This window comes from Actinomycetospora chibensis, from assembly GCF_028737215.1.
Classification (GTDB): Bacteria; Actinomycetota; Actinomycetes; order Mycobacteriales; family Pseudonocardiaceae; genus Actinomycetospora; species Actinomycetospora chibensis.
Genome location: NZ_JAQZAM010000024.1, coordinates 18717 through 35909 on the forward strand (window position 1 = coordinate 18717; position 17193 = coordinate 35909).

The following is a 17193-nucleotide window of genomic DNA, read 5'->3' on the forward strand; positions in this document are numbered from 1 at the left end:
GTGGCCGGCAGGGCGGTCAGGACGTGGTCGCGGCGGGCGGGATGCGGGGCTCGGCGAGCGCGTCGAGGCACCGCTCGAGCGCCCGCGCGAAGGACGTGGCCTCGTCGTCACCGAGCGCGGCGATCATCCGCCCCTCGACGTCGTCCACCGCCCGGTGGCACGCGAACAGGGCCTCCTCACCCCGCTCGGTGAGCCAGGCCCGCAGGATCCGGCGGTTCTCCCCGTCGACGCGACGTTCGATGAGTCCGTCACGCTCCATCGCCGTCACGAGCAGGTGCATCGCCTGGGGGGTCACGTAGTGGCGACGCGCGAGCTGCGCCGACGACAGCCCGCCCCGGCGCTCGAGCAGCGACAGCGCCGTGTACTGCTGCAGCGTCATCCCGAGCGGCCCCAGGACCTCCTCCATCCGCGACCGCTCGGCCATCTCCAGGCGCTTGACCAGGTACGTCAGGCGCTGGCCGCCGGCGACGGTCGTCCGGGTCGCGGGTTCGGTCACGCCGGGCAGCATATCAACAGACTTGATATAGGGCGTGGCCTTGACCACTTTCGGGGGCGCTCTCTAACGTCAAGTTCCTTGATATGTCGCAGACAAGGGGCACCGCCATGACTCAGACCCACCGGTCGGGGCCACAGCTCCGCCGAGCCGTGCTGTCGAGCTACCTCGGCAGCGTCATCGAGTACTACGACTTCCTGCTCTACGCGACGGCCTCGGCGCTCGTGTTCAACAAGGTCTTCTTCTCGAACCTCGACCCGCTGGTGGGCACCGTCGCGAGCTTCGGCACCCTCGCCACCGGCTACTTCGCCCGTCCGCTGGGCGGCATCGTGTTCGGCCACTTCGGCGACCGGATCGGCCGCAAGAAGATGCTCGTGCTGAGCATGACCATCATGGGCCTGGGCAGCACCCTGATCGGCCTCCTGCCCACCTATGCGCAGATCGGGGTGTGGGCCCCGATCCTGCTGGTGCTCCTGCGCGTCCTGCAGGGCATCGCGATCGGGGGCGAGTGGGGCGGCGCGGTCCTGATGTCCGCCGAGCACGCCACCTCGCGGCGAGGCCTCTGGGCCAGCTTCACCAACGCGGGCGCGCCCAGCGGTCTGGTCCTCTCCAGCCTCGTGCTGGCGGCCTCGGCCTCCTTCACCGGCGAGGCCGCGTTCCTCGCCTGGGGCTGGCGCATCCCGTTCCTGCTGAGCGTCGTCCTGCTCGCCGTCGGCCTGTTCGTCCGCGCCCGCGTCGCCGAGACCCCCGTGTTCGAGGACGCCGCGCGGGAGAAGCCGGCGTCGCCGCCCCTGATGGAGGTCCTGCGGCACCACCCGCGCAACCTCCTGCTCTCCATCGGTGTCGGCTTCGCCGCGTTCGCCGTCCAGGGCACGCTCACGACGTTCGTCATCTCCTACGCCGTGCAGGCCGGCTTCCCCCGCCCCACCGTGCTCAACGCGCTCACCCTCAGCTCGGTCGTCGCGATCTTCGGGATCGTCGGCTTCTCGGCCCTGTCCGACCGCGTCGGCCGCCGGCCGGTGGTGCTGGCCGGTGCCGCCGCGACGGGGCTGTTCGCGTTCCTGCTCTTCCCGATGATCGACAGCGGGGCGGTGCTGCTGCTGACGCTCGCGGTGGTCATCGGCCAGGGCGTCCTGCACCCCGCGATGTACGGGCCCCTCGCCGCGCTCTACGCCGAGCTCTTCTCCACCCGGTCCCGCTACACCGGCGCGTCCCTCGGTTACCAGATCGCCGGGATCGGCGCGGGGATCGCGCCCGTCGTCTTCGCCTCGGTGCTCGCCGGGGGCGGCGGTTCCGTCACCGTCGCGATCATCCTCGCCGCGTGCTGCCTGCTCACGATCGTCTGCACGGTCGCGTTGCGGGAGACGTCGTCCGACGACCTCGCCGACGACCCGGGCGTCACCGCGGGCGCGACCGTGAACCGCTGAGCGCTGCTCGACGAGCGCGCGCAACGCCCGCTCGAGGAGGTTCGCGCGACCCGTGTCCACGGGGCACGGTCGGCGGCACGGTGGCGCCGCTCCCTCCGAGCCCGCCACGTCGATCTCTCGACAGTGCCGTCGGAGTGATCGGGACACCGACGAGCCGCCCGGACTCTCACGACATCGTCGGTCCTAGACGCCCGTGCGCACGGAATCGTGCCACGGGATCACGAGCTTCTTCACCGTCGTGACCGCGACGTAGAGCAGGGACCCGACCACGGCGAGCAGCACGATCACCGCGAACAGCCGCGGCGCGTCGAGGGCGTTGAGGCTCGACACGACGAGGTAGCCGAGGCCCTCGCTGCCGCCGAGGTACTCCCCCACGATCGCGCCGATCACCGAGAAGACGATGGCGACCTCGGCCCCGGCGAACACGTAGGGCAGCGTCGTCGGGAGCTCCATGTTGCGGAACGTCGCCCAGCGTCCGGCGCCGAGCCCGCGCATGACGTCCCGGTGACCGCTGTCGACCGAGCGCACGCCCAACATCACGTTGAGCATGATCGGGAAGAACGCGAGCAGGGCAGCCATGACGATCTTCGAGGTCGGCCCGAAGCCGAACCAGATGACGAAGATCGGCACGAAGGCGACCTTCGGCACGACCTGCAGGGCGACCAGCGCGGGCTGCACCGCCCGCTGCAGCCAGGCGACACGGCCGAGCACCGCCCCCACGGCCACCCCCACCAGCAGGGCGATGCCGAAACCGGCGATCACCTCCAGCAGCGTGACGCCGATGTGGCCCCAGATGTCGTCGCCCGCGAGCAGGTCGCCCAGCGCGCCCGCGACGGCGGCCGGCGAGGGGAGGATGAACTCCGAGACCCCGACGACGGAGACCGTGAACTGCCAGAAGCCGAGGAGGGCGAGCAGCATGATCGGCCCCGAGACCCAGGGCAGCCGCCGCATCCAGGGCGCCTCCGTCTCGGCCGTCGGCTCGGCTGCGGACACGGCGCCGTCGGTCCTGCTCTCGATGGTCGTCACGGCTCAGTCCTCCTGGTCCAGTTCGCGGCGCAACGCGACGACGAGCTCGCCGAACCCGGCGGTCGCCTCGACCTCGGCGGCCCGGGGGCGGGGCAGGTCCACCGGGGTGATCGAACGGATGCGGCCGGGTCGCGGTGTCAGCAGCACGACGCGGTCCGCGAGGAACACGGCCTCCGAGATGGAGTGCGTCACGAACACCACGGTCGCCCCGGACACGGCGTGGATCTGTTGCAGCTCGAGGTTCATCCGGTCCCGGGTCATCGCGTCGAGCGCCCCGAACGGCTCGTCCATGAGCAGCACCGACGGGTCACAGGCCAGGGCCCGGGCGATCGCCGCGCGCTGGCGCATGCCGCCCGAGAGCTCGCGGGGATAGGAGTCCTCGAAGCCGGTGAGTCCGACCGTCGCGCACAACTCGATCGCGCGGGCCCTGCGGTCCCCGCGGGACACCCCGCGCAGCTTGAGCGGCAGGGCGACATTGTCGACGACGGTGAACCAGGGGAACAGGTTCGCCTCCTGGAAGACCAGGCCGAACTCGGCGAACACGGCGTCGTCGCGGCGTCCGCCCACCCACGCGGAGCGCCCGCCGGCCTCGACCGTGCCCCTGGTGGGGGCGAGCAGCCCCGAGAGCACCCGCAGCAGGGTCGTCTTCCCACAGCCCGAGCGCCCGACCAGGGAGACGAACTCCCCGGCGCCGATGTCGAGGTCGATGCCCGAGAGGGCGTGCACCTCCCCGCGGCGGGTCGGGTAGACCTTGTCGACGCCCGCGACGCGCAGGCCGACGGCGCGCCCCGGATCGGGGGGTGCCACCGGAGCGGGCTCCGACCGCCGGACCACGGTCTCCTGGGTCATGGTTGCTCCTGTCCTCGCGGTGCTCATGGGGCCGGCCCTCAGGAGGTCCCGGCCGGCGGGATCCCCGTGTCCAGCCACTGCGCCGGGTCCAGGCCCGGGGGCAGCTGGCCGATGCCCGTGATCTCGTCGTAGGTCTGCCGCCAGCGCTGCGGGGAGATCCCTACCGGGGTCTCGCCCGCGGTGTAGGAGTCGACGTAGCCCGCGAGCGCCAGTCGTGCCGTCTCCGGGTCGCCCAGCGCCGGCACCCGGTACTTCGACGAGATCGCGGCCATCGTGGCCCGGAAACCGTTCGCCTCGTCGGCCGCGATGAACCGGACGGCGTCGTCGATGGCGGCCATGTAGCGCCGCAGCTTGTCGCGCTCCGCCGGGTCCTGCGCGGTCGCCCGCGAAGTGGCGTAGACCTGCGCGCCCGCCGTGATCGCGTCGTTGGGATCGAAGATCACGGCCTGAGGCCGGGTGCGCTGCAGCTGCACCGAGGTGTCCAGCGAGACGATGTAGGCGTCGATGCGCCCGGCGGTCAGCAGGTCGAACACCCCGGGGGCGAGCCCGACGACCTGGCGGCGGACCTCGGCGGGCGGCACCCCCGCCGAGCCGGCGACGAGGTCGAGGGTGATGGAGCTGGTGCCGCCCTCCGACGGGGTGCCGACGAGCTTGCCGCGGAACTGCCCCGCCTGGGTGATCGGGTCGTCGGCCGCGGAGACCATGCGGATGGTGCCGCGGTGGATGACCTCGCCGAAGGCGACCAGCGGGGCGTTCCTGTTGCCGGCCGCGATCATCGTCTCGATGTCGCCGATGCGGGTCACCTCGGCCGATCCGGCGAGCACGGTCTGGATGGCGGGTGCCGAGCCCTGGGTGGTCTCGAAGGTCACGTCGAGTCCCCGCGCGGCGAAGAACCCCTGCGTGTCCGCGATCAGCTCCGCGGAGTAGGACAGCGACTCCAGCGGCAGGATGTTGAGGAACGTCATGCGCTGGCGGCCGTCGTCGGTGGTGTCGCCGCCGCCGCAGGCGGTGACCACCGCGCAGGCGGCGAGCACCACGGCGAGCAGCCGCAGCAGCCGTCCTCGTCGGACTCGGATGGGGGTCATCGGGGAGCCTCCTCGCGACGGTGCGGGGTCGTGGACGAGCGGGTCCGGGGCGGTCGGGCCGGCGAACCCCGGTCGAGCAGGAAGGTCCTCGCGGTCCCGCCGAGGACGGCGGCCCGGTCGGCCGGGCCGAGGGCGGCCAGCAGGCGCTCCGTGCCGTCGCCGTGGACGTGGGGGTGATCGCCCGCGTAGAGGACGAGCGAGGCCGGGTCGAGGATCTCGAGGGCCTCGACGAGCTCGTCGGGGTCGGCCGGCAGGTGGGCCGGGGTCGAGGTGAGGCGGACCTGCTCGCGCAGGTACTCCGAGGGCGGGCGGGTCACCCAGGGGACCTCGCGCCAGATGCCCTTCCACTCCTTGTCCAGGCGCCAGAGCAGCGGTGGCAGCCAGGAGAAGCCACACTCGGCGACGACGACGCGCAGCGCCGGGAGCCGGCCCAGCACCCCCTCGACGACGAGGCTGGTCAGCTGCCCCTGCGCGATCTGCCCCTGGGCCAGGTAGTCCTGCAGGTAGGTGTGGGTGAACCCGGTGGTGGTCGCGGCGGAGCCGGCCCGGCCCCAGGCGTGCAGCCCGACGACGAGGTCGTGCTCGGCGATCGCCTCGAACACCGGCAGGAACCGTCGGTGCCCGTAGCGGTGGTCGTGCCCGCGTACGGGCAGCATGACCTGCACGAACCGGGGGTCGCCGGCCCGGCGATCGATCTCCTCGACGGCGGCCTCCGGATCGCCGGACGGGACGGCGATGCTGCCGCGCAGCCGGGGGTCGTGGTCGAGGAACGTCGCGGTGACCCAGTCGTTGAGGGCCCGGCACAGCGCCGCGTCGTAGTAGGGGTTGCGGCTGACGTCGAACGCGGAGGTCGCACTCAGGACCGCCACGTCGACGGGCGTCCCGCCGGGGGCGGGTGCGTCGAGCACCTGAGTACGCAGGGTCTCCACGTCCGCCGGCGCCGGGACCGTCGCGGCGCCCGGCGGGTAGGCGCCGGCCTGGGTCGGGTCCAGGCGCAGGGCGGCGCCCTCGACGTAGTCGCGCCAGTAGGCGGGCAGGTACGGGACGAGGTCGGCCAGGGACGCCGGGGCGACGTGGGTGTCGGCGTCGACCGCTCCCCCGGCGCTCACGGGGTGTCCCCGGGCAGCTCGACGCCGTAGAGCGCGGCCGCGTTGCGGGCCATGATCGGGCGCCGGACGTCGGCGGGGAGCACCCGCAGGGCGGTCACCGGGTCGTCGAAGTCCCAGTGCGGGTAGTCCGAGGCGAACAGGATCCGGTCGGTGAGGCCTGCGTGGCGCAGCGTCGTCGCGAGGTGCGCGAGGTTCTCCGGCTCGTCGATCGGCTGGGTGGTGAACCAGCAGCGCTCGCGGACGATCTCCGACGGCGGGCGGTGCAGCGCCGGCACGTCGTCGCGGAACACGGACCACCCCGCGTCGAGGCCCCACAGCAGCGACGGCAGCCAGGTGATCCCGCCCTCGACGAGCACCAGCCGCAGGTCCGGGAGCTCGTCGAACACCCCGCCGGCGACCAGCGAGGTCAGCGCCATGGCCATCGCGTTGCCGTACCAGCCGTGCTGCTCGAGGTAGAACGACGGCCAGCCGTCGCCGCGGTGACCCTCGGTCCCGCCGAGGTGCATCCCGATCGGCAGCCCGGCCGCGGCGGCCGCGGCGTAGATCGGCCGGTACTTGGCGTCGGCGACGGGAAGGTGCGTGCCGCTGGGGAAGAGCACCTGGACGAAGCGGGGGTCGCCGGACCGCCGCTCGATCTCGGCGACGGCGTGCTCGGGCGACTCGTGGGGGATGCAGATGCTGGCGCGCAGGCGGGGCTCGGGGTCGAGGAAGTCCGCGACCTGGATGTCGTTGAGCGCGCGACACAGGGCGGCGGCGTACGCGGGCTCCTCGGCGCCCCAGGTGTGCCCCTGCAACGGGATCAGCACGCCGGCGACCAGGTCGTAGGGGTCGAGCAGCTGCTCGCGCAGCAGCCCCAGGTCGCTGCCGGGCGGGCCCGACGGCGGGTGGGCGTCGGCGCGCATGCCGCCGTTGCGCACCCGCGGGTAGATCGCGGGGGGCGGGGCCCCGCGCACCCCGAAGCGCTCGTAGCGCCGCCGCCAGGGCGCGGGCAGCTCGACGGCCAGCCGCGCCGGGACCACCGCGGGATGGATGTCCGCGTCGACGACGGGGGTGCGGGGGCGGCGGCCCGCGGGTCGGGGCGTTCCACTGGTCGTCCGGGCGGCGGCTTCGGACGCGGAGACGGTGGTCATGCGGTCTCCTCCGGGTCGGTGGGGCGACGTGCGGCGGTGTCGACGACGACCACGCGGTCCTCGACGGTCACCGCGTAGGTGTCGGCGACGTAGGGCCCGGCGACGCGCCCGGTGGCCGGGTCGACGGCGACGACCTCAGTGGCGTAGCTGCGCACCGGGGCCTCGCCGGGACCGAAGTAGGACCGGCCGGTGGTGACGTCGTACTCCCAGCCGTGCCAGGGACAGGCGACGAACACCCGGTCGGGGTCGAGCGCGACCTCGCCGGGCGCGCCGGCCACGGCGAGCGGCGCGGCGCGGCCCCGGCACAGCGGCCCGCCCTGGTGCGGGCAGTGGTCGGCGAGCGCGTGGTACTCGTCGCCCACCCGGAAGATCCCGATCGAGCGCCGGCCCACCTGCACCACCCGGTGCTCGCCCGGCGCGAGCTCGTCGGCGCCCATCACCGCGACCTTCATCGCTCCCCCTCGCGCTCCAGGAGCTCGACGACCCCCGCGGTCGCGTCGAGCCGGACCCGGTCACCGGTGCGCAGCACGGCGACCGGGTCGTCGTCGAGGTCGGCGAGAGCAGGCACGCGGGTGACGACGGCGCCGAGGGCGGCCTTCGTCGTGGTGACCGCGAAGACCATCCCGATCGGCGCGGTCCCGAGCAGCCGCGTGGTCTGGAAGAAGCCCGACCAGCCGGAGGAACCCTTGGCGCCGGGGAAGACGAGGATCCGGCCGGTGAAGCAGACCCCGGCCAGCGGGTGACGCGCCTCGGTGATCGTCCCGGTGGCCGGGTCGATGCCGCCCCAGCCCGAGATCGTCTCCGGCGAGACGAGCACCTCGCCGGTGACCACGCCGGGCACGACGGCCCGGCCGCGCAGCACCACCCGGGCCGGGGCCGGTCGCAGGCCCGTCACGAGAGCTCTCCGCGCCAGCGGCCGGTGACCGCGGCGTCGACGCACTCGGCCGTGGTGCCGAACCAGGCCTGGATGCCGAGGATGGCGGGCAGGTAGTGCGCCTGCTTGGCCGAGTCGGTGGCGAACACCCGGGTGCCGACGGGCGCGGCGCGCGACATGGCCGGGCAGGAGTCGGTGAGCACCCGCCCGCCGGCGGCCTCGATGACGGCGGTGTGGCCGGAGCGCTCGGCGACCACCGCGAGCGCCCGCGGCGCCATGATCCAGAGCTGGGTGCCGTCGGCCAGGCGACGGCCGTCGAGGGCGCGGGCGACGTCGTGGATCTGCTCGAGCGACGCGTGCGGGCAGCCGAGCAGCACGAAGTCGACGTCGGTGTCGCTGCCCTGGTCGTTGAGCCGGTCGTAGGCGGCCCGCTTCTCGGCCTCGCCGAACACGACCGGCTCGGGCACCCGGCGCTCGCCGAACGCCGCGGCCACCGTCGGGGCCTCGGGGGTGACGCCGACGATATGGTACATCTCGACCCCGCCCGACGAGGCCGCGGCGGCGCCGAAGTGCTTGAGGTCGGTGAGATCGGGCAGCGCGTGGTCGCCGACGATCACCGGGCGGGCCTCCTGCACGACGTCGCCGACGGCGTAGCCGAGCAGCCCCCAGTCCCGGAACTCCGAGACCGGCGTGTCCACCCGCACCAGGTGCGTGCCGAGTCGGTGGGCGTCGTGGTGGTTGCCCCAGCACGGGATGCGCCCGGTGAGGCTCGCGGCGCCGGTGGAGGCGCCGCCCTCGCAGTTGGTGCGGGCCCCGAGCACGCTGTTGGCGTAGACGACGGCCGAGGACTCCATCCACGCGCAGTGCTCGCCGCGCACCGGGAGATTGCCCACCTGGTACGGCGTGCAGGTCGCGAGCACCGACACCCCGCGGGCGCCGACGAAGGCCTCGCCATCGGTCTGGAGCTCCACGAACTCCGGCGGGTAGGGCACCGTGCCCACCGAGTCCGGCCCGAAGCCCTGCTGCAGCTGACAGGTCGGCACGGCCATCGGCGGGATCGGCAGCGTCTCGTCCGCGTCGAGGTTGATGATCGAGAACGCGCGGTCCCAGCCGCCCTCGGCGACCAGCCGTGCCTTGACCGGCGAGGGCTGGGTGGTGGTGCCGGCGACGTTGCGGACGGTGCAGAGACGCTCGGCGTCGAGGGCCTGCCCGTAGCGCACCAGGAGGTCCATCGCGGCCGCCACCGCGGGGCCCTCCGCGCCGTCGCGCATGCGCTGCTCGTCGTCGGTGAGGATCATCGCCAGGCCCGTTCAGTCATCGAGGTTCTCCCGGATGCGGTCGCCGAGCTCCGCGGCCCGGCCCGCGTGCACCGCGTGCACGCTGCCGTCGGAGCCCGCCATGTCGAGGGCGTGCGCGGCGGCGTGGCCCATCGCGGCGCAGGGCCCCATCACGCGCACGCTCGACAGCGCGGCCGCGTCGCCGTCCACGCAGCGACCGGCGACGAGCAGGTTCGCGACCCCGGGCGGCGCCATCGAGCGCAGCGGCACGTAGTGCAGGTGGTCGCCGCCGAAGGTCTCCCAGACATAGCCGTCCGGGGTGTCGTGCAGCTCGATGGGCCAGGCCGTGCGGGCGACGGCGTCCGGGAAGCGGGTCCCCGCCCGGACCTCGTCGACGGTGAGCTGGTGGACGGCCTGCACCCAGCGGGTCTGGCGGCGGCCGGGCAGCCCGTAGGAGCGCACGACGGCCTTGCCGAAGACCTCGGGGAACTCGGCCCGCAGGAACTCGACGACCCGGTCGGCCTGGGCCTTGCCCTCCAGCTGGGCCTCGGACGCGGCGATCGGGTCGAGGGGCGCCTCGATGTGGGTCATGTTCAGCACGGCGGTGCCGCGGCCGGGGAAGAAGAACGCGAGCCCGTCGTGGCGGCGCAGCCCGTACTCGGCGGCCTTCGCGCCGACCCGGGCGGAGAGGTCCGCGGGGTCGGGCGGCTCCGACTCGTCGAGGTGCTCGACGACGAGCTGCTGGCTGCCGTAGATCTCCCGGTCGGGCAGGCGGCAGGGCAGCCCCGCCGCCCAGCACAGGGCGGCGTCGCCGCTCGCGTCGACGAAGCCGTGGGCGCGCACGTCGACGGGCCCGTAACGGGTGGCGAAGCGGGCGCCGACGACGCGGTCGCCCTCGCGATCGACCCCGGCGAGCGACGCCCCGGTGAGCACCTTGATCCCGTGCGCCCGGACGGTGTCCTCCACCCACCGGCCCAGGCGGACCTCGTCGTAGCCGACGGTCGTCGTGTGGCCGACGCGGTAGAACAGGTCCCCGCTCGCGCCGAGGTCGGCGAAGATGTCCTCGAGGAGCCCGTAGGTCAGCCGGCGGTGCTGCGGCGCGTTGCCGAAGACACCGCAGAACAGGCCGATCAGCGAGTTCACCATCTGACCGCCGAGCACCGGCAGCGAGTCGACGAGGACGACCTCACGGCCGAGCTTCGCCGACTCCACCGCCGCCGACAGTCCGGCGATCCCGGCTCCGACGACACAGACGTCGGCACGCACCCGGTGATCGGCCGGATCGGCGGGATGGGCCGGCCCCTCTCGCACCACTGTGCGGACCGGGAGGTCGGTGAGCGGGTGCGGCATGTCACGCACGTTAAGCAGTGCTCTGGACCACACGGAAATAGACAACCGGCCTGCGCAGGCATCAACCGCGTCGATACCCGCAGGTCAGGGACTCACAGCTCCGCCGACAGCTCCACGAGCAAGGACCGCAGCCAGCGGTGCGCAGGGTCGTTGTCGAGGTCGGCGTGCCACCAGAACCGCTCGCAGATCGTGCCCGCGCCGTCCTCGCCGTCGCCGCCGGGGCACTCGCGGACGACCAGCCCGAGGCCGGCGGCGACGTCGCGGGCGAGCCGTTCCTGCACCAGCGCGACCCGGTCGGTGCCGGCGACGAGGTGGGGTACGGCGAGGTAGCTCTCCACCCGCACGCGGGTGTCAGGTTCGACGCCGAGCCGGGTGAACTGGCGGGTGATGGGCGCCGCGGCGGAGAACCCACGCTCCGGGGCGAAGGGCACGACCCACGGCATCACGGCCAGCCGGGCCGGGGTCAGCTCCTGGTGCGCGGCGGGGTTCGCGGCGTCCAGCAGGAGCACCCAGCGGTCGGTGAAGAGGTCGACCGAGCGCAGGTCCGGGCGGTCGAAGCGCGCGGCGGGCGGCGCGATCATGCCGTCGATCAGCCTGATCGTCTCGCCGATGTCGGCGGAGAACGACTCGCGCACCAGCCGCAGGCGCAGCTCCACCCCGGGCGCGCGCCGGGCGAGCGCCGCGGACAGCGCGGTCCCGAGGACGGCGACGGTGTAGTCGGCGATGAGCAGGCTGAAGCCCCGGCGCGAGGCCCGGGGATCGAAGTGGTGCCCGGTCCCGAACAGGCGCTCCGCCGCCGCGCAGACCCCCTCGACCTGATCGGCGAGCTGGACCGCGAGCGGCGTGAGGACGTAGCCGCCCGCGTGCCGCGTGAGCAGCTCGTCGTCGAAGTGGCGACGGAGCCGGGACAGCGCGGCGCTGGCCGCCGGCTGGGAGACCCCGATGCGGGCGGCGGCCCGCGTGACGTTCCGTTCGCGCAGCAGCTCCCGCAACGACACCAGCAGGTTGAGGTCGAGGTTGGCCAGGTGGGTCGACGGTGCCCGCACGGCGTGGAGCCTGACCGGCGACGGCAGCCGGCGTCCAGGTCCGGCGTCCAGGGCCGGCGGTCAGGGTCGCCGGGCCCGGACGGCGAGAGACCCGGCCCGCGCCGCGTTGATCACCGGGCGACGGGCCCGTGATCGCTCCGGGTGCTCCGGCGACCTCGTGTACCGGGGTCGTGGGAGCACCGGGGGCGATCATGCCCCGGCCGGCGCGGTCAGAGCACGGCCACCAGGGCCACGAGCCCGACGGCGACCATCAGCGTGAGGCGGACGACCCACGTCAGCAGGGCCGCCGAGGACTCGAGGCGCGTGGCGACGAGGATCGGGTCCTGCGTGCCCGCCGGCGCCGGCGCCGGCTGCGGCGCGACCCGCGGCTCGCCGGTCCGCAGACGCGGCAGGGCGATCTCGGTGGCCGTGTCCATGTCCCGGTGGGTGTCGGGCACGTGCGCGATCATGGTGGCTCTCCCCGCGGAGTCGTCGATCTCGTCACCCGGCAGTTCGAGGCCCCGGGGCCGGACGTTATCGGATCTCCGACCGTGTCCGCCGTTCGTGTCGCGACACGCTGCCGATCGAAATGACGGAGCCGCACGTCGTCGGCGGGCGGCTCGACACGGACCGGGGCCCGCCGGCCGGAGGCGCCGGGGACTCACGGACCGAACGACACGACGGTGACCGCGACGCAGGCGACCAGCATGCCGCTCGCGTTGAGGAACAGGTTGCGGCCGAGGTCCCGCGCCCGGAGGTGCATCGTGATCACGACGACGAAGTAGGCGATCAGACAGACGCACACGAGGAGGCCGAGCCAGGGCATGACGAACCCGGCGAGCAGCCCGAGCGCCGCCGCGGTCTTCAACGGCGTGAGCACCGGCCACCAGCGGCGGGGGAAGCCGACGTCGGTGAGGCAGCGGGCGACGAACGCCACCGGACGCCGGCAGAGTACGGCGTCGCCGAACTGGATCAGGGCGAGGACCACGACGGGCCACGCAGGGTCAGGGGTCATCGTGACCCCCCAGCAGGAAGTCGACCTCGTCGGCCAGCAACCGAACACGCAGCGCGGGGTCGGCGTAGAAGTCGAAGTGAGTGTTCGAAGGAGCGGCTGCGTCCCCGCACTGCGCGGCGTGCGAGCTCGCGGGCCGACGCGGGCGGGACCTCGGTGTCGCGTTCGGCGACGCAGACCAGCAGCGGAGCGCCGAGTCGGGCGGCGTCCTCGGCGGGCCGGTAGCGCATCATCGAGAAGAGGCCGCGGGCGGCGACCCGGTTCGTCCAGGTCGGCGAGGAGACCTCAACCCGGCGGAGGTGGCTCTGCGCCTCGGGCGTGGCCACGACCGCGGCCCGTCCGGGGCGAGCGATCAACGGGATCGTGCGTGGCCGCACGCCGAGCAGCCCGCGCACCACGTCGTCGACGATCGCGGCCACGAGCCGGGCGGTGTCGGCGCGGCTCCGCCCGGTCACACGTCGGGGGAAGCCGTTGAACGGGACCTCGGCGACCACCCGCTCGACCGTCCCGGCGGCGGCGACCGAGATCGCGAGGGCGCCGCCGAGCGAGATGCCCCAGAGCGAGACCCGGTGGGGGTCGACGTCGTCGCGCGCGCGGACGTGCTCGAGCGCCGCGCGGAGGTCCTCCTGCTCGGCCGCCACGTCGACGACCTGGCGTGGGGTCCCCCCGCTCGCGCCGAACCCGCGGTAGTCGAGCGCAGCGGCGACGATCCCGGCTCGCGCGAAGCCCCGGGCGATCTCCACCAGGCGGTCGGCGGTGCCCCCGAAGCCAGGGGCGAGCACGACCGCGGGCCCCGGTCGGCCGCGCGGCTGCGGCAGCGCTACCCGCAGCGAGCACGAGGCGTCGCGGACGGGAACACCGTCGCGCTCCTCGACGACGTCCATCACGCGCTCCCCTCCAGGGGTCCGGTGAGCTGGCGCTGCACGGTGGGACCGACCAGGTCGACGAGCTGCTCGGGCGGGGCGTCGACGAGCTCGGCGAGCCCCAGTACGGAGCGGCAGAGCAGCAGGCCCAGCAGCTGGGTGGTCACGAGGGCGGCCCGGATGCCGCGCTCGGCGGGGACGTCGACCACCACCGCCAGCGCGTCGGTGACCTGGCTGGCGAAGACCTCGCGAGCCCGCGCGGCGATCCGCTGGTCGTGCACCGCGGCCCGGAGCAGGTGCAGCATCGCGAGCCCCTCCTCGTCCGGCGCCCACCGCAGGAGGAATTGGCGCACGAGCAGCGCCCCCACCTCGTCGCGGTCGCAGGCGGCGAGGTCCGGGATGCGGAGGTCGACGTCGGTGACCGCGGCGAAGAGGCCGTCCTTGGATCCGAAGTAGCGCATGACGAGCGCCGGGTCGATGCCGGCGTCGGCCGCGACGGCCCGCACCGTGGTGGCGTCGTAGCCGTCCGTGGCGAAGCGCCGGGTCGCCGCTGCGTGGATGCGCGCCCGCGTGTCCGGCGCCGAGCGGCGATGTCGCTCTGCCACGTCGTCTCCCTTGTCGCGGGGATGGCCCGGGGATAGTGTATGTCAACAGCGTTGACTTGCGCTCGCACCGAGCTCGGGAAGAGGTGTGGTGGATGTCCGCCCGCGATGCGACCCAGCGGCGACGACGGGCGGCGGAGGTCTACCTCGCCGAGCTCGCCGAGTGCCCCGGTCACCAGGTCCTGGCCCTCCTCGGCGGTCGGTGGACCACGCTCGTGGTGGAGGCCCTCGCCGACGGGCCGGTGCGTCACGGCGCGCTCGAGCGCCGTCTCGCGGGGATCACGCGCAAGGTGCTCGCCGAGACCCTGCGGCGGCTGCGCCGGGACGGTCTGGTCGAACGCCGCAGCATCCTCGCCGCCCCGGTGAGCGTCGACTACCGGCTGACGCCCCTCGGACGGCGGTTCCTCGCCCTGCAACAGGAGGTGCTGGTCTGGGCGGAGCGGCACGCCGGCGAGGTCGCGGCGGCGCGTGCGGCCTGGGACGCGAGGGGCGACGCGGACGGCGGGACGCCCCCGGAACGGTCATGGGCACAGGACCACCCGCCCGTCGAGCCCGCCCGCCTCGAGCAGCCGGTGGGCGTCGGCGGCCCTCGCGAGGGGCAGGACCTCGGTCACGCGGGGCGTCAGGCGGCCGAGATCCGCGATCCGGCTCAGACCCGCGAGCGCGCGGCCGTCGGCCGCCACCTCGTGGACCACGACGCGCGTGCCGCGGATCGGGGGCGGTGAGAACGGGCGGACCAGCGTGACGAACGTGCCGCCCGAGCGGAGTGCCTCGTGGGCGCCGATCCCGGTCAGGGCGGTGTCGACGACGGCGTCGACACCGCCGCGCCACCGCCTCCTGACCTCGACACCGAGCCGCCCGGGCTCGTCGGGCACCACGATCACGTCCTGCGCGCCGAGCGCGCGCGCACGCGCCTCCTGACCGGCCCGCACGGCCGCGACGGCGCTGATGCCGCGGTCCCGGGCGAGCTCGAGGACGAACCCGCCGACCGCGCCCGCGGCTCCGGTGACCAGCACGGTGTCCCCGGTCCGCGCGCGGGCGCCCTCGAGGGCGCCGGAGGCGGTCAGGCCGCACAGCGGCAGGGCCGCCCGCTCCTCCCACGACCAGTCGCGGGGTGCCGGCGCGAGGGCCGACTCGTCGACGGTGACCGTCTCCGCCTGCGCGCCGGGCTGCACGAGGACGTCCCGGAGCCCGATCACCGCCTCCCCCACCGCCACCGTCTCGACCGCCGGCCCCACCGCGTCGACCTCGCCGGCCAGATCCCAGCCCAGTCCCAGCCGTGGCGCGGAGCTCACGAGGCCCGCCGCGCCGAGGCGGCCGGAGCGCGTGGACAGGTCGATGGGGTTCACCGCCGAGGCGGCCACGCGGACCCGGACGTCGTGCGCACCGAGCTCCGGTTCGGGCAGGTCGGCGATCTCGAGGACCTCGGGCCCGCCGTGGGCCTTGACGACGAGGGAGAGCATGCGTTCCACGCTAGGCAGCGACCGGCCGCGACGGCAGAGCGCACGTCGAGGTGCCGTGGTCACGTGGAGGTGACCTCCGATCGCGAGGCCACGAGGGTCAGACGCGAGGTGAGGCTGCGCCGCTCCCGCGGCGGTCGAACGGTCGGGTTCGACGCCGAGGCCTACTCGGTCGACAGCTCGCCGACGGTCTCGTCGAGCAGGTCGAGCACCGCCCGCCACGCCCGGACGGTGTGGGCGGGGTGGTACGCCACCCCGGGCACGGTCGCCGTCGGGTGGGTGGTGCCCCCGGTCGGAGAACCGTCGGGGTGGGTCGGCGCGGCCCAGAACGCGTGCTGGGCCCCGCCGTAGACGTGCACGCGCCAGTCGACTTCGGCGTCCTGCAGTGCCGCGCCGAATGCCAGGACCTGATCAGGCGTGCACAGCGGGTCCTCCGAGCCGGTGGCGAGCAGAAAGGTGGCCCCGACCGCGGTCCAGTCCTCGGCGCGGGCGGGCGGCAGGCCGGGATGGACGACGGCGACACCGCGGAACGGCACCCCCGCACGGGCGAGCTCGAGGACGACGGATCCGCCCGCGCCGTAACCGAGGGCGGCGAGGCGGCCCGGGTCGGCGTCGGGCTCGGCGAGCAGGACGTCGAGGGCCGCCCGGCCGATGGCCCGCATCCGGTCGAGGTCGCCGATCAGCGGCAGGACCCGGGCCAGCATCTCCTCCGGAGCGCCGCCGAACCACCGACCGCCGTGGTAGTCCATCGCCAGGGCCAGGTAACCCCGCTCGGCGAGGTGGTCGGCGCGGCGGCGCTGGAAGTCGTCGAGACCGATCCCGTCGTGGCCGATCAGCACCGCCGGCCACGGTCCCGCACCCTCGGGCCGTGCCATGTGCCCGACCATCACCAGACCGTCGGCGTCGTACATGACCTCGCGCGTGGCGACCATGCGCCGACGCTAGCCAGCGTGCCGCGCTCGGCGGCGAGGGTTCGCTCTCGGCCGAACACGCCGGCGCAGCTCACGGCGGATCGAGAGCCGGGAAGCGGTGCGCTCAGCGCGGCGGTGCCCGCGGGCCGGACCCGGACTTCATCCCGGGGGGAGGGACGGCGTCCGGGCCCGGCGCTGTTGATGGTGGCACCTCGGGCACGCCGTGGGCGACACCCGCGCCTCGGGCTCTCTCAGCGGGGCACCGAGGGTGAAGCCGAGCCCGTCGTCGCCGAGCGAGGCCACGAGCCTCGCATCGACTCGCGAGCACTCGTCTTCTTGCTGTGCAGCAGCGCCGCCTCGATGCCGCGACGGACATGCTCAGGCGCCTCGACGTCCATGACGATGCGGTGGAACGGACGCCCCGAGAGATAGACGACCACGACATGGGCGCCCTGACGAACGCCCCAGAGCTGTCGGCGTTCACCGACTCCCCAGGAGCCCGCACGGAGCCTCCGGGGCCACCAGGAGCCGGGGCACGGAAACCGGGGGCTCGAGGCGACGGCGTCGCCCCGCGTCATCACCCGCGTCCCGATGATCCGCTCGAAGGGCACGTCGAGTCCCCGCGAGCCCGCGGCGAGCCGATCGGTCCCGGTGAACCGGACGCGGAGCCCGGTCGGTCGGACGACGAGGTCAATGGCCA

At 74.2% G+C, this 17193-nt stretch carries 18 protein-coding genes and 1 pseudogene; 2 read left to right on the plus strand and 17 right to left on the minus strand.

The annotated features are described in order from the left end of the window. Nucleotides 1-16 precede the first annotated feature (16 nt). A complete protein-coding gene (locus tag PH189_RS26495; RefSeq protein ID WP_274191854.1) occupies nt 17-496 on the minus strand; it encodes a MarR family winged helix-turn-helix transcriptional regulator in 480 nt (159 codons plus the stop codon). Between the two features lie 107 nt (nt 497-603). On the opposite strand from PH189_RS26495, the gene PH189_RS26500 reads away from it, so the two are divergent. Then, nucleotides 604-1920 (plus strand): MFS transporter, encoded by a 1317-nt coding sequence (locus tag PH189_RS26500; protein WP_274191855.1) that lies wholly within the window; start codon nt 604-606, stop codon nt 1918-1920. A 183-nt stretch (nt 1921-2103) separates the two neighbouring features. Here the strand turns inward: PH189_RS26500 and PH189_RS26505 are convergent, their stop codons facing one another. The 14 genes from PH189_RS26505 to PH189_RS26570 form a co-directional block, all read right to left on the minus strand. Further along, nucleotides 2104-2946 (minus strand): ABC transporter permease, encoded by an 843-nt coding sequence (locus PH189_RS26505; protein WP_274191856.1) that lies wholly within the window; start codon nt 2944-2946, stop codon nt 2104-2106. 3 nt (nt 2947-2949) lie between these two features. Beyond that, nucleotides 2950-3795, minus strand: coding sequence for an ABC transporter ATP-binding protein (locus tag PH189_RS26510; protein ID WP_274191857.1), 846 nt, complete (start codon nt 3793-3795; stop codon nt 2950-2952). 38 nt (nt 3796-3833) lie between these two features. Beyond that, nucleotides 3834-4880 (minus strand): ABC transporter substrate-binding protein, encoded by a 1047-nt coding sequence (locus tag PH189_RS26515; protein ID WP_274191858.1) that lies wholly within the window; start codon nt 4878-4880, stop codon nt 3834-3836. Beyond that, on the minus strand, nt 4877-5989 hold the full coding sequence (locus PH189_RS26520) for an amidohydrolase family protein (protein ID WP_274191859.1): 1113 nt from the start codon (nt 5987-5989) through the stop codon (nt 4877-4879). Before PH189_RS26520 ends, PH189_RS26515 begins: the two co-directional genes overlap by 4 nt. Continuing rightward, entirely contained in the window at nt 5986-7119 is a 1134-nt protein-coding gene (locus PH189_RS26525; protein WP_274191860.1) for an amidohydrolase family protein, read from the minus strand. Before PH189_RS26525 ends, PH189_RS26520 begins: the two co-directional genes overlap by 4 nt. After that, nucleotides 7116-7571, minus strand: a complete 456-nt coding sequence (locus PH189_RS26530; RefSeq protein WP_274191861.1) for a Rieske (2Fe-2S) protein — start codon at nt 7569-7571, stop codon at nt 7116-7118. The genes PH189_RS26525 and PH189_RS26530 overlap by 4 nt, the downstream gene beginning before the upstream one ends. Beyond that, nucleotides 7568-8014: an aconitase X swivel domain-containing protein gene (locus PH189_RS26535; RefSeq protein ID WP_274191862.1), complete on the minus strand. Its 447-nt coding sequence runs from the start codon at nt 8012-8014 to the stop codon at nt 7568-7570. Before PH189_RS26535 ends, PH189_RS26530 begins: the two co-directional genes overlap by 4 nt. After that, complete coding sequence (locus PH189_RS26540) at nt 8011-9291, minus strand: aconitase X catalytic domain-containing protein (protein WP_274191863.1); 1281 nt, start codon at nt 9289-9291, stop codon at nt 8011-8013. The genes PH189_RS26535 and PH189_RS26540 overlap by 4 nt, the downstream gene beginning before the upstream one ends. A 12-nt stretch (nt 9292-9303) precedes the next feature. Then, complete coding sequence (locus tag PH189_RS26545; RefSeq protein WP_274191864.1) at nt 9304-10620, minus strand: FAD-dependent oxidoreductase; 1317 nt, start codon at nt 10618-10620, stop codon at nt 9304-9306. Nucleotides 10621-10712: 92 nt separating this feature from the next. Next, nucleotides 10713-11666 carry a LysR family transcriptional regulator gene (locus PH189_RS26550; protein WP_274191865.1) on the minus strand — a complete coding sequence of 318 codons (954 nt, stop codon included), beginning with the start codon at nt 11664-11666 and terminating at the stop codon, nt 10713-10715. 209 nt (nt 11667-11875) lie between these two features. After that, nucleotides 11876-12115 carry a hypothetical protein gene (locus PH189_RS26555; RefSeq protein ID WP_274191866.1) on the minus strand — a complete coding sequence of 80 codons (240 nt, stop codon included), beginning with the start codon at nt 12113-12115 and terminating at the stop codon, nt 11876-11878. A 191-nt stretch (nt 12116-12306) separates the two neighbouring features. Next, complete coding sequence (locus tag PH189_RS26560; RefSeq protein ID WP_274191867.1) at nt 12307-12660, minus strand: DoxX family protein; 354 nt, start codon at nt 12658-12660, stop codon at nt 12307-12309. Continuing rightward, a complete protein-coding gene (locus PH189_RS26565) occupies nt 12657-13541 on the minus strand; it encodes an alpha/beta hydrolase (protein WP_274191868.1) in 885 nt (294 codons plus the stop codon). The genes PH189_RS26560 and PH189_RS26565 overlap by 4 nt, the downstream gene beginning before the upstream one ends. Then, nucleotides 13541-14125 carry a TetR/AcrR family transcriptional regulator gene (locus tag PH189_RS26570; protein WP_274191869.1) on the minus strand — a complete coding sequence of 195 codons (585 nt, stop codon included), beginning with the start codon at nt 14123-14125 and terminating at the stop codon, nt 13541-13543. The genes PH189_RS26565 and PH189_RS26570 overlap by 1 nt, the downstream gene beginning before the upstream one ends. A 92-nt stretch (nt 14126-14217) precedes the next feature. Between PH189_RS26570 and PH189_RS26575 the strand changes: the two are divergent. Further along, a pseudogene (locus PH189_RS26575) lies at nt 14218-14559 on the plus strand (winged helix-turn-helix transcriptional regulator); the annotation flags it as partial. Between the two features lie 84 nt (nt 14560-14643). On the opposite strand, the gene PH189_RS26580 reads toward PH189_RS26575, so the two are convergent. Then, nucleotides 14644-15585: an NADP-dependent oxidoreductase gene (locus PH189_RS26580; protein ID WP_274191870.1), complete on the minus strand. Its 942-nt coding sequence runs from the start codon at nt 15583-15585 to the stop codon at nt 14644-14646. A 161-nt stretch (nt 15586-15746) separates the two neighbouring features. Next, entirely contained in the window at nt 15747-16514 is a 768-nt protein-coding gene (locus PH189_RS26585; RefSeq protein WP_274191871.1) for a dienelactone hydrolase family protein, read from the minus strand. Nucleotides 16515-17193 lie beyond the last annotated feature (679 nt).

Excerpts from the sequence above, each read along its gene's own strand:
- PH189_RS26500 (WP_274191855.1), top strand. The coding sequence starts at position 604 with ATGACTCAGACCCACCGGTCGGGGCCACAGCTCCGCCGAGCCGTGCTG.
- PH189_RS26510 (WP_274191857.1), bottom strand. The coding sequence starts at position 3,795 with ATGACCCAGGAGACCGTGGTCCGGCGGTCGGAGCCCGCTCCGGTGGCA.
- PH189_RS26515 (WP_274191858.1), bottom strand. The coding sequence starts at position 4,880 with ATGACCCCCATCCGAGTCCGACGAGGACGGCTGCTGCGGCTGCTCGCC.
- PH189_RS26525 (WP_274191860.1), bottom strand. The coding sequence starts at position 7,119 with ATGACCACCGTCTCCGCGTCCGAAGCCGCCGCCCGGACGACCAGTGGA.
- PH189_RS26530 (WP_274191861.1), bottom strand. The coding sequence starts at position 7,571 with ATGAAGGTCGCGGTGATGGGCGCCGACGAGCTCGCGCCGGGCGAGCAC.
- PH189_RS26540 (WP_274191863.1), bottom strand. The coding sequence starts at position 9,291 with ATGATCCTCACCGACGACGAGCAGCGCATGCGCGACGGCGCGGAGGGC.
- PH189_RS26545 (WP_274191864.1), bottom strand. The coding sequence starts at position 10,620 with ATGCCGCACCCGCTCACCGACCTCCCGGTCCGCACAGTGGTGCGAGAG.
- PH189_RS26555 (WP_274191866.1), bottom strand. The coding sequence starts at position 12,115 with ATGATCGCGCACGTGCCCGACACCCACCGGGACATGGACACGGCCACC.
- PH189_RS26560 (WP_274191867.1), bottom strand. The coding sequence starts at position 12,660 with ATGACCCCTGACCCTGCGTGGCCCGTCGTGGTCCTCGCCCTGATCCAG.
- PH189_RS26565 (WP_274191868.1), bottom strand. The coding sequence starts at position 13,541 with ATGGACGTCGTCGAGGAGCGCGACGGTGTTCCCGTCCGCGACGCCTCG.
- PH189_RS26580 (WP_274191870.1), bottom strand. The coding sequence starts at position 15,585 with ATGCTCTCCCTCGTCGTCAAGGCCCACGGCGGGCCCGAGGTCCTCGAG.
- PH189_RS26585 (WP_274191871.1), bottom strand. The coding sequence starts at position 16,514 with ATGGTCGCCACGCGCGAGGTCATGTACGACGCCGACGGTCTGGTGATG.